The sequence below is a fragment of the Vreelandella maris genome (assembly GCF_013371085.1).
Classification (GTDB): domain Bacteria; phylum Pseudomonadota; class Gammaproteobacteria; order Pseudomonadales; family Halomonadaceae; genus Vreelandella; species Vreelandella maris.
This window is the reverse complement of the sequence record NZ_JABWCV010000050.1, coordinates 1-10,995: the sequence shown is the minus strand read 5'-3', so window position 1 is coordinate 10,995 and position 10,995 is coordinate 1. Positions and strand designations below refer to the sequence as shown.

The 10,995-nt window shown below is 55.1% G+C and carries 7 protein-coding genes; 4 read left to right on the top strand and 3 right to left on the bottom strand.

The window, feature by feature from the left end; translation table 11 throughout:
- The first annotated feature begins 433 nt into the window (after window positions 1–433).
- Together HUO07_RS21050 and HUO07_RS21045 are read left to right on the top strand one after the other, a co-directional pair.
- Entirely contained in the window at window positions 434–1,105 is a 672-nt protein-coding gene (locus HUO07_RS21050; protein WP_035561696.1) for a response regulator, read from the top strand.
- A gap of 29 nt (window positions 1,106–1,134) precedes the next feature.
- Window positions 1,135–2,457, top strand: coding sequence for an ATP-binding protein (locus HUO07_RS21045; protein ID WP_035561693.1), 1,323 nt, complete (start codon window positions 1,135–1,137; stop codon window positions 2,455–2,457).
- 52 nt (window positions 2,458–2,509) lie between these two features.
- On the opposite strand, the gene HUO07_RS21040 is transcribed toward HUO07_RS21045, so the two are convergent.
- Genes HUO07_RS21040 through HUO07_RS21030 form a run of 3 tightly spaced genes read right to left on the bottom strand, consistent with a single transcriptional unit; the run spans window position 2,510 to window position 8,166 of the window.
- The gene (locus HUO07_RS21040) at window positions 2,510–5,707 is read right to left on the bottom strand and encodes an efflux RND transporter permease subunit (RefSeq protein WP_176305092.1); all 3,198 of its coding nucleotides are present in this window, start codon (window positions 5,705–5,707) and stop codon (window positions 2,510–2,512) included.
- A gap of 14 nt (window positions 5,708–5,721) precedes the next feature.
- Window positions 5,722–7,005, bottom strand: a complete 1,284-nt coding sequence (locus HUO07_RS21035) for an efflux RND transporter periplasmic adaptor subunit (protein WP_176305091.1) — start codon at window positions 7,003–7,005, stop codon at window positions 5,722–5,724.
- A gap of 21 nt (window positions 7,006–7,026) precedes the next feature.
- Window positions 7,027–8,166: a TolC family protein gene (locus tag HUO07_RS21030; protein WP_340162519.1), complete on the bottom strand. Its 1,140-nt coding sequence runs from the start codon at window positions 8,164–8,166 to the stop codon at window positions 7,027–7,029.
- Between the two features lie 301 nt (window positions 8,167–8,467).
- On the opposite strand from HUO07_RS21030, the gene HUO07_RS21025 reads away from it, so the two are divergent.
- Together HUO07_RS21025 and HUO07_RS21020 are read left to right on the top strand one after the other, a co-directional pair.
- Window positions 8,468–9,769: an IS1380 family transposase gene (locus tag HUO07_RS21025; RefSeq protein WP_035561701.1), complete on the top strand. Its 1,302-nt coding sequence runs from the start codon at window positions 8,468–8,470 to the stop codon at window positions 9,767–9,769.
- 170 nt (window positions 9,770–9,939) lie between these two features.
- On the top strand, window positions 9,940–10,995 hold a 1,056-nt coding region (locus HUO07_RS21020; protein WP_340162518.1), incomplete at its 3' end, for a sensor histidine kinase.

The following is a 10,995-nucleotide window of genomic DNA, read 5'->3' as shown; positions in this document are numbered from 1 at the left end:
GGAAGAAGCAGTTCCTGATCAGGTGAATAGGGGCGGAAGGTGGTTCCCATCGGATTCTCCGGTGCTGAAGAATTTTTACGTATTATGCCAGAAGGTGGCTCCTGCCGCGCAGACTCCTAGCATAGGCCGGTAACAAACTGTCGAAACCGGCAAGAAGTCCCATTGTGGCAGCTCCTTGTATAAGGCGGCGCCTGGACACACCTGCATAGAAATGTCTATCGCTCATAGGTTGCTCCTAAAACCATGTATATACAGCTTCTCGCGTTCGTGGCTCGATTGTTGACGCTACCCGGTGCAACTGAAATCAAACTGAAAAGTCGACCGGTAACCCCCCATTTTTAACGGGTTGCTGTTTTTCTGGGGAGTTGCCGTTACTGGTACAATCCATGGCAGACTGGCGAAACTTTCCCACCTCGAAAAACGGCGCTTACAAATGAAAATTCTGATTGTTGAGGACAATGCGGTACTTGCCAAAAGAATATCGGACTGGCTTGCGCAGGCGCACTACACAGTCGATATCGCCAAAACCGGCAAAGAAGCGGACTCGTTGATTGAAACAAGCTCCTACCAGGCCGTTATTCTCGATATCGGACTGCCCGATGAAAATGGACTGTCTTTAATGCAAAGATGGAGAAAAAACGGGAAAAAAGAGGCCATCCTTATTCTGACCGCACGCTCCAACTGGACTGAGAGAGTAGAAGGGTTGAACGCGGGTGCCGACGATTACCTTCCCAAACCGTTTGAGTTTGATGAACTGAAAGCCCGGCTCAGTGCGATTATCCGCAGAAAGGACGGCAGAACGACAGACCAGATCAGCGTCGACGGATTTCATCTCAACGCCACCTACCGAACGCTTACCACGCCCGACCAGAAAGAGTTCAGACTGACAGCTACGGAATTCCGCCTTTTGCAGTGTTTCCTCCGTTCACCGGACCGGGTGTTTTCCCAGGACGACCTGGTTGAAACCCTCTACAACATAGAAAGATGCCCCACCAGAAATGTTGTTCAGGTCTATATAGCCAGGCTCAGAAAAATAATAGGGGGCAATAAAATCAAGACTTTGCGTGGCCAGGGCTACTTCTTCGAAAAAGATCCTAACCGCTGAACGCCCGAGTGAACCAACCAGGTTAAAATATGTCTGCTCCGAAAAGTATCCGCAGAACAGCCATTCAGTATGGGGCTGTTTTCAGCCTCGTATATTTTACTCTGATATTCTTTTCACACACCTACGTGATAAAGCAACTATCGGACGAGTCCAGGAAGCAACACCTGAACAAAGAGCTGGGAAACTTTCAGGCAATCATTGAGGCTGAATCCCCCACAACCGACGACCTCAGCAACATGATCAATCAGTTTGAAATGCTTCTGGGGCATGCCATCGTCATCGAAACGGCTAGCGGAAGCGTCCTGGCGAGCCCGAACTTTGACCAGAGCCAACTGCAGGGCGCTGCAGAGAAGCCCGAGGGTTTCATCCACATAGCGCAGGGTGCGAACACGCTTTTCGGGCTCAAACGCATTTTCTCCGCCAGTGAAAAACTGGCCTCAATCACCGTTCTTGAAACCGAGGGGGCGCTCTCTGAACGACCGCTGAAGGCCCACCTGACATTGCTCGGTGCCTCGGCCGTTCTTCTGGCGATACTGCTGGCACTGATTGGAACCACCACACATCTGACGTTAAAGCCCATCAGTAGGATAAAAGAGGACCTGAGACGGCTCCAATCCGGGAAACAAAGTCGTCTGAACCCTCACGTGCCGGAAGAGTTTCGTCCGCTGATCCGGCAGCTCAATGATTTGCTCGAGCTGTCAAACCGGCGGCTGGACCGCCACCGCCGCCTGAATTCCGATCTCTCTCACCTGGTCAAAACCTCTATTTCTGCCAATCTTGCCATTTTGTCGGATATCGATACCTTGCCTCCGTCCCGGGAGGATGTTGTGTTTATGGCCTCTAACTTGCGGGAGCTTGACAAATCCCTGAAATACCGGATGAGCAAAGCAGACATATCAGGCAGACAGATGGGACGGACGTGCATGCCGGTTGAAATCACGGCAAGTGTCATCACCGTTATGGAAAAAATCTTCCCTGACACGGTTTTTCGCCTCCACACCAACTTACCTGAAAACTTCAGCTGGCCAATGGAGCGACAGGATCTTTCAGAGCTACTTGGCAATTTACTCGAAAATGGCGGGAAGTGGTGCCAGACAACCGTCGACGTTACAATCGCCCGCACGTCATCAGGACTCTCCATAGAAGTAGCGGACGATGGCCCCGGAATTTCTCCCGAGGCGGCAGCCACTGTCATGAACAGGGGTACCAGGCTGGATGAAACGGTCGCCGGTTTCGGGCTCGGATTGTCCATCGTGTCCGAGATTGTCGAAGACAACCTCGGACAGATGAACATGGGTACCTCAAAAAACGGAGGAGCCAGCATTGTCATTCTACTGCCACTTCCGGATTAGAAAACCTCCAGAAAGGCAACCGTCGATGACGCAGCGCGGCTTCTCCCATTTTTTACCGTTGGATATCACTCACCTTGGCTCTTGAAAAGCGACCGAACAGAACCGGCAAAACAAAGAGTGTCAGGAAAGTTGCAGTCACGAGACCACCAACAATCACGCTGGCCAGTGGCTTCTGGATTTCCGCTCCCACGCCCGTCGACAACAGCATCGGTATCAAGCCGAGCGCCGAGGTTATTGCTGTCATCAAGACAGGACGTAAACGGGAGACGGCACCTTCAAACACCGCGGCATCCATGCTCAACCCATCCTGTATTCGCTGATTGATGCTTTCGACCATAACGACCCCGTTAAGCACCGCCACACCAAACAGTGTGATAAATCCAACGGAACTGGGCACTGAAAGATACTGGCCGGAGACCCAGAGCGAAAAGACACCACCAATTACGGCAAGCGGCACGTTGACCAGAATCAACAGCGCTTGACCAACCGAACTGAAAGCGAAGTAGAGCAACAGCGCAATCAGCCCCAGAGATACAGGTACCACAATGGTCAATCGTTTCTGAGCTCGCTGCTGGTTTTCGAACTGACCACCAATATCCACCGAATAGCCGGGGGGAAGGTTCACTTCTGACGCGATGGTATCCTGAATATCGGCAACCACACTGCCCATGTCACGACCCTGCACATTGGACTGAATGACCACACGGCGCTGAACGTCGTCGCGGCGCACCTGGGGCGGGCCGGACTCAATAGACACATCGGCCACATCACCGAGTCTCACCCAGGCTCCGGAAGGCGCCTGCAACCTGAGATCAGCAATGGCATCCCGGTCTTCCCGGAAACGTTTGGCCAGGCGCACATAGATATCGTACCGCTCATTTCCGTTGATGATCTGGCCCGCGGCGGCACCACCCAGTCCGTCCCGGACGACACTCATCACATCAGACACGGCGAGTCCGTACCGGGAAAGTGCCTGACGGTCTGGCTGAACCACCAACTGCGCTTCACCGGCAATCTGCTCCATGGCCACGTCCCGGGTCCCCTGAACAGTTCGGACCGCCGCTTCGATCTGTTGGCCTTTCTCGGCCAGCACCTTGAGATCCGGGCCAAAGAGTTTGATGGCCAACTGCGCGCGGACACCAGACAACAATTCGTCAACCCGAGTTGCAATAGGCTGAGAAAAGTTAAACAGTAGCCCCGGGTGCTGTTCGAGCTTCGCCTCAAACAGGGCCTGCAATTCATAGCGATTACTGGCGCTGGTCCACTCGGCTGTTGGCTTGAGGCCAATGTAGATTTCGATGTTGTTGACGGGCTCCGGATCGCCGCCTATTTCCGCCCGCCCCGCCCGGGACAGCGCGTAGGTCACTTCTGGAAATTCCATCAGCATGGCTTCCAGTTTTGGCGCCACTTCAAGCGCCGTATCAAGGCTTGATGAAGGGGCCAGGGTCACCCGGAGGTTAATCGTGCCCTCTTCCAGTTCAGGCACGAACTCCGTGCCGAGTCGTGGCACAACCAGCGCCGCCAGCACAACAAGAACAGCCGCCGCGCCAACAACCACGCGGCTATGCTTCAGTGACCAGGCAAGCCCCATGCGATAGAGCTTTTCCAGGGGTTTTAGAATGAAGCTTTCCCGCTCCCGGATACCCTTACGGAACATGTATGACGCCAGCGCGGGTACAACCACCAGAGCGACGATCACAGCGGACACAATGGCCAGCATGATGCTGATCGCCATTGGCTGGAAAAGCTTGGCTTCCACACCTTCAAAGCTGAATAAAGGCATGAAAACGACCAGGATAATCGCCGTCGCGAAAAAAATTGGTCGCGCCACTTCCCGGCCTGCCTCCTGCAGTCGAAGCGCAATGCCATGGTCATCGTGTGACGCGTCCAATGGGTCAGGGTCGTTTTTCACCAATTCATCCCGACGGGCGTCATGCTCAGCATCCGGATGCGTCAGATGTTTGAACATGTTCTCGACCATAACAACAGAGCCGTCCACCAGCATGCCAATTGCCACAGCAATGCCGCCCAGAGACATCAGGTTGGCCGAGAGACCGAACCAGGCCATGATCATCAGGGCAATCCCGATGGAAATCGGTATTGAAAGCAGCACCAGCGTTGTTGCCCGCAGATTCATCAGGAACAGGGCAAGCACGATCGCAATAAACACAAAAGCCAACAGAAGCGCATTGGTCACCGTCTCTACGGCCTTGGTCACCAGATCCGCCTGGTTGTAATAGGGCTCAAAACGAACCCCACTCGGAAGCGCCTGATTTATGCGATCAATGCGGGCCTCGATGCCGTCGATGGTGGCTTTTGTGTTGGCCCCCATTCGTTTGAGTACAATGCCAGAAACCACTTCACCCAGTTGTTCAACCTGACCGGCTTCATCCTTCCGGGTCATGGTTACCGCACCCTGGCGAATTTCAGTGCCCAGCGCTACCTCGGCGACATCGTTCACTGTCACTGTAATGCCATCACTGGTTTTAACGGGCACCTGACGGATCTGCTCGAGCCCCTGCTCGCCATTACCCAGCCAGCCCATACCGCGAATAACCAACTGCTCCTGCCCGCGGCCCATATACCAGCCCCCAACATTGGAGTTGTTGTTCTCCAGGGCTTCCATGACATCGTTCTGTGATAAGTCATAGGACAGCATTCGCGCCGGGTTCAGGTTAACCTGGTACTGGCGGACCTCTCCGCCAAACGACAGGATTTCCGTAACCCCTTCAGCCGGTATCAGCAACAGTTTGACCAGCCAGTCGTGCAAGCTGCGCAATTCCATTGCGTCGTACCCCGAATCCGGGTCCGCTATCAGCAAGTACTGGTAGACCTGGCCAAGACCGGACGTATTCGGCCCCATTTCAGGCACCCCGACCCCGTCCGGAATCAGCTCCCGCGCGGCCTGCAACCGCTCGAAAACCAGTTGGCGCGCGAAATAGATATCCGTGCCCTCTTTAAAGACCACAGTGACACCAGACAACCCGGTTTTGGAGATGGACCGAACCTCCTCAACATCCGGCAACGCATACATCACCGCTTCAATGGGATAGGTGATCAGCTGCTCGACTTCCTCAGCCGCAAGTCCGGGCGCCTCTGTATTAACAGCGACCTGGACGTTTGTAACGTCGGGGAAAGCATCAAGATTCAGTTTTGGTATCTGAAACGCGGCCGTGGCGATAAGCACTGCAAGCGCAATAAGAACCAACAGGCGGTTCTGAACCGCCCAGTCGACAACTCGGTTGAACATAATGGCTCCCGGAATCAGTGGTTGTGCGGATCAAAGCCGCCTTTGGCAATCTCAGAGGCCACAAAAAATGCGCCCCGCAAAACGACTCGTTGGCCCGCAGCCAGGCCGGAAACCTCACGGAGCCCGCCAATTGAGCGGCCCAGTTCCACTTCCACGGGTTCATACTCGCCTTCGGCCTCTTCCACATAGACCGTCCAGTCGCCGTCCGCGCCACGCATCAATGCAGTCTCCGGCACGGCAAGCACCGGCTCGCTGGTCTTAAAACGAAAATACACATCTGCGAACATTCCTGGATGAAAACGATCTTCAGGATTGTCCAGCTCCAGCCTGACAATCCGCGTGCGGGTCACAGGATCAATGGTGTGGGCTTCCTGGGACACCGTTGCCACGCCCACACGACCCGCTGCCCTGACTTCGGCTTCCGCGCCCTTCTCTAGAACAATGTCGGAGCTTGCTGGCAGATGGGCTTCTACCCAAAGCTCACTCTCATCAGCAAGAGTCACCAGCGGCTGGCCAGCCTCAACTCTTTGTCCTTGCTCAAACTCATCGGTCAGTACTGCACCATCCACGCGAGCCCTGAGCATGTATTCACCGAGACTATCCACCCCGCTGGCCTTCAACGCACCAATGTCATCATCGTTCAGCCCGTAAGCAAGCAGAGTCGCCCTTGCTGCTTCAATGTTGGCTTTCGCTGTATTGAACCGCTGATCGCCAACCACGGAACGACCCAGCCCGCTGATTCGCTTCCATTCAGGAAAAGCTTTCCTGTAATCCGCCTGCGCCTGTGCCACCGTCTCACTGAACAGGGTTACCAGCGGCTGGCCCTTGGTTACGTGCTCACCCAGTTCCACGTGACGCCGCAGCACCACTGAGGCAACCCGGGGGGACACGTGATAGCTGGTATAGCCGTTGGTCAGCAGCTCACCGGGAGCGTAGATTTCATAGTCAACGTGCTTGCTTTCGAGGGTTGCTACTTCAATGCCGGCGAGCTCTTTCTGTTTGGCATTGATGCTTGCGGTGGCCGCTTCTTCATGGCCACCGTTCTCGTCTTCGTGGCCGTGCCCCCCTTCCTCTTCATGATCACCTTCCTCCTCATGCTCACCTTCCTCTTCATGCTCACCTTCTTCACCATGATCTTCCTTATGCTCGCCCTCCTCACCGGTGACTTCCTGATGATCGTCGCCACTGGCAGCATGATCATGACCGGCTTCCTGATGAGCATCTTCCTCTGCCTGTACAAAAGAAAGTGGGGCTGTAAGCAACGTCAATGCGAATACTGAAATCAGAGCTTTTTTCATAATGAATATCCAGTTTCCAGACTATTGTTGGAAGGGGGTGATCAGTTCGCCAGACTGACTCAATAGCTCAATCAGACCCAGCTGCGCCTGCTTTTCCAGTTCAATACCGGTTTTCAGACTCTCCGCGCGCTGGCCCAGCGCCTGGAGATACTCAGAGGTGGAGAGGTCGCCGACCTGCCACTGCCTCTCAAGCAAATCAGCACTTCGCTGTACACGCCCCTGGGAGAGTTCTGTCCATCGGCTGAGTTGGGTGTCGTATCGCTTCCAGGCAGCTCGGGCGCCCGCCAGACCATACTGCTGCTTCCGATAAAGTGCCTGAAACCGAGCCTCGGCCTCTAATGATCGTCGGTTGGCAGCCTGGATTTCGGCACGGTAGTTATTACGGACATTCAGAGGGATCGAGAACGTCAGGCCAACCAGGTTCTCACCGCCATCACGCCCTCCGCTCAGCCCGACCGTGGGAGATGCCGCCGCTCTGCGACTGACCACCTCGGCTTCGCTCCGCAGCACCTGCCACCTCGCGCGGGCAGCAGCAATTGACGGATGATCCAGCAAATTGTCGTTATCGACCCTGGAAGCAAGAGCCGGCCAAATGTGCCCGGGGATCCCCCCATCCTGAGGCCTCCAGTCCGGCAGACGTTCTTGAACCTGAGTTTCTGCCCGATCAACTGCGGCCTTTGCCTGGGCGACTTCGCTCAACTGACGGGATAGATTTAGAAACAGAAGCTCTGCATCGGCACGCCCCAGATCACCTGCCTGCTGGCGTTGCTCAACCTGCTCCAGCAAGGCATCCAGACGGTGTTGCTGGGATTCCGCAATTTCTTCGGCACGCGTCGCCGCGCGCCACTCGACAAGCGCAAACAGCGACTCGGACGTTTGTGCCAAAACCGCCTCGTTCAAATCAGCTTCAGCGGAAAGCCTGATCAGCTTTGCCTTGTCCTTTAGCGCACCCTGTTGATCAGACCAATCGATCGTTTGTGACAGCCCTGCCTCAAAGTTGTTTTCACTGCCCGTTCTGTCTGCTCCAACAGACAGCTCCGGGTTATACAGCGGTTGTTCGCTTGCCTCAGCATCCGCATCCCGGGCTGCCGCCTGCTCTGTCGCCGCCATGACATCCGGATGCTTGCTTATCTGGCCAGTGAGCCAATTTGTCCAATTCACAGTCTCCGCTTGACCGAACAGAGGAATAGACAATAGTACTGAACACAGCAACGCCCTGGGCGAGTGCTTGCTTGCCTTCATCGACTTTCTCCCGAAGGGGTTGTTAGCCACAATTCATGGGGGCGAGACGCCCATGACAAAGTAGGTAGAGGTGGAGATAGTAAGTGAAAAGGTTGAAATGAACTTGAATTTGGAAGGCATTAGCCCGGATTTCTCATGAGGGGATAAAAGAAAGCGGCTGAAAGTGCTATAGTTTCAGGACCTTACACCGTTCACCAAGCACCAACAGCCGCTATCCAAAATGGTACCTGAAAAACTGACCTTCTCGCCACTGTCTCGCCGTCAAATTGAAGCCGATTTCTCCGGTGGTCATATCACCTCCGATGCCGGCCTGCTTTTGCTTCGCGAAGTCGACAACCAACACCAGCTCACTCAGCGCCTGGCTACGGTGCTGGACGATGCCCGTAATCCGGTACTGGTTCGCCACAAGCTTCAAACCATGATCCGGCAACGGGTCTTTGGCGTAGCCGCCGGATACGAAGATCTGAACGATCACGAAACGTTACGCGCTGACCAGGCACTTCAGACCGCGACTGGCGAAGAGGCCATTCTGGCGGGCAAATCAACACTGTGCCGAATGGAGCAGCGCGTAGACCGGCAGGCCGTGGTCAAGGCCCACGAACTGCTGTGGCATCACTTCATTGAACAGCACGAGACTCCACCCAAGGAAATTGTGCTGGATTTTGATGGCACCGACGTTCCGGTGCATGGCGACCAGCCCGGCAAGTTCTTTAACGCCTACTACAATCACCATTGTTACTTCCCACTGTACGTGTTCTGCGGTCGCCATCTGCTGGTGAACTACCTGCGCACCAGCAACCGAAGCGACAGCCGCCACAGCTGGGCCATTCTGGCCCTGCTGGTGAAATTCATCCGGCAGTACTGGACGAATACCCGCATCGTGTTCCGGGGTGACAGCGGCTTTTACCGTCCCCGATTGCTGAGCTGGTGCGACCGGAACAACGTGGACTATCTGGTGGGCCTCAGCAAGAACAGCCGGCTGCTCAAGGAGGTAGACGTACCCTCGATGCTGGTTCGCAAGGCTCACAACGAACTGGGTGAAAAAGTCTGCGCCACCTATCGATTCCAGTACCAGGCCCACACCTGGAAACACCCCCGCTGGGTGATCGCGCGTCTGGAGGAGGGCGAACTGGGTGCCAACCCCAGGTTCATTCTCAGCTCCCGTTACGACGACGGCGTTAAACTCTACTACGAGCAATACTGTGCCCGGGGTGACATGGAAAACCGGATCAAGGATCAGCAGTTGTGTCTGTTCGCAGATCGCACCTCCAGCACGCGGTGGTGGACCAATCAGTGGCGGTTGCTCTTATCGGGCTTTGCCTACACGTTGTTCGAGCGATTACGGGCCCACTTGAAGAAGACCCCCTTCGAGAGAATGAGCGCCAGTAACCTGCGGCTGAAGCTGATCAAGGTGGGCGCGGTCATCATTCGCAACACTCGACGCATACGGGTGTTGATGAGCGATGCCTATCCTTACAAAGACGAACTCTCTGACCTGGTGCGTCAACTGGTTCCGGAATAGAAGCCTGGGCTCCCCCGGCCCGACTCAATGGGGGAAAGGGGGCCGTGTGTCCGGACAACAGAAATTGATCGATTATTGATCAGTCACGGCCGCCAATGAGCGGTAATGGCGGTAACCCGCACAGTCTGCGAGACTTGCTGGGGACCTATGAGAAATCCGGGCTAGGAGGCGTGGCACTATTCGTAGTGGTGACGACCTGGCTACTGCATGGCATACTGCTACAGAATCTTGCTCGGGATTTTTTGGGTGAGCGTCTTCAGCGCGAAGCCGACCATGCCGTCACGCAGCTTGAGCAAGGTGAAGCCGCCGTGCCTGCCGCGCTTGACTCGGTTAGCCAAGGCTATCAAGTCTTTCATCATCTCTACGTACTCCGCTTCAACGGCTCGGTCAGCGCTTCCGACCCACAATGGCAGCAACAGCTGGCTTCGCTGCTAGATGAAAGCGGTGATGCTCTAATAGACGTGAATCGCGGCGAGCAACACATGCTCGTCTATCGTCGCCATTTTGAATGGCAGGGCACGCAGGGTGTGCTGCTGGTGGGTGAGGACTTCTCTCAAGTAGAAGCAGGGCTTGCAACATTGCACTGGTGGGTCGGTGGGATTGCCAGCGCGCTGTTAGGAATGCTCATCATACTCAACATGTTAGCGGTTAATCGTGGACTCAAGCCACTCTGGCAACTGCGTCAACAGCTTGAAGCATTGCGAGCGGGCAAACGTGATCGCTTGTCATTAATAGCCCCTTCTGAGCTAGATGAATTAGTCGACCAGTTGAACTGGTTTATGGATGACATTGACCTTCGCTTGAAGCGCTCCAGAGAGTCGGTCGCGAACCTATCACATGCATTAAAAACCCCGCTGGCAGCCGTTACCCAAGTACTGCGTGGCAATCGGCCCATTGATGAAACCCGACGCCATAAACTGCTCAGCCGTATTGAGGATATTAACGCCCAGCTGGATGCGGAGCTGCGTCGCTCACGTATTGCAGGCCCTAACGCGGGGCGAATGGCCAACGTCACGCGTGATAGTTCACGGCTCATCGAGATGTTCCGCAGCCTTTACCCTGAGCGTATCTTCAACCTCGCCCACTCGGCAGGCGAGAAAGACCAAGTGCCTATTGAGGCTCACGACTTTTCTGAAATATTAGGCATCGTGCTCGATAACGCTGGCAAATGGGCGAATAGGTGCGTTAATTGCGATATTGCCGCCTCCGCTACCACACTCACGCTC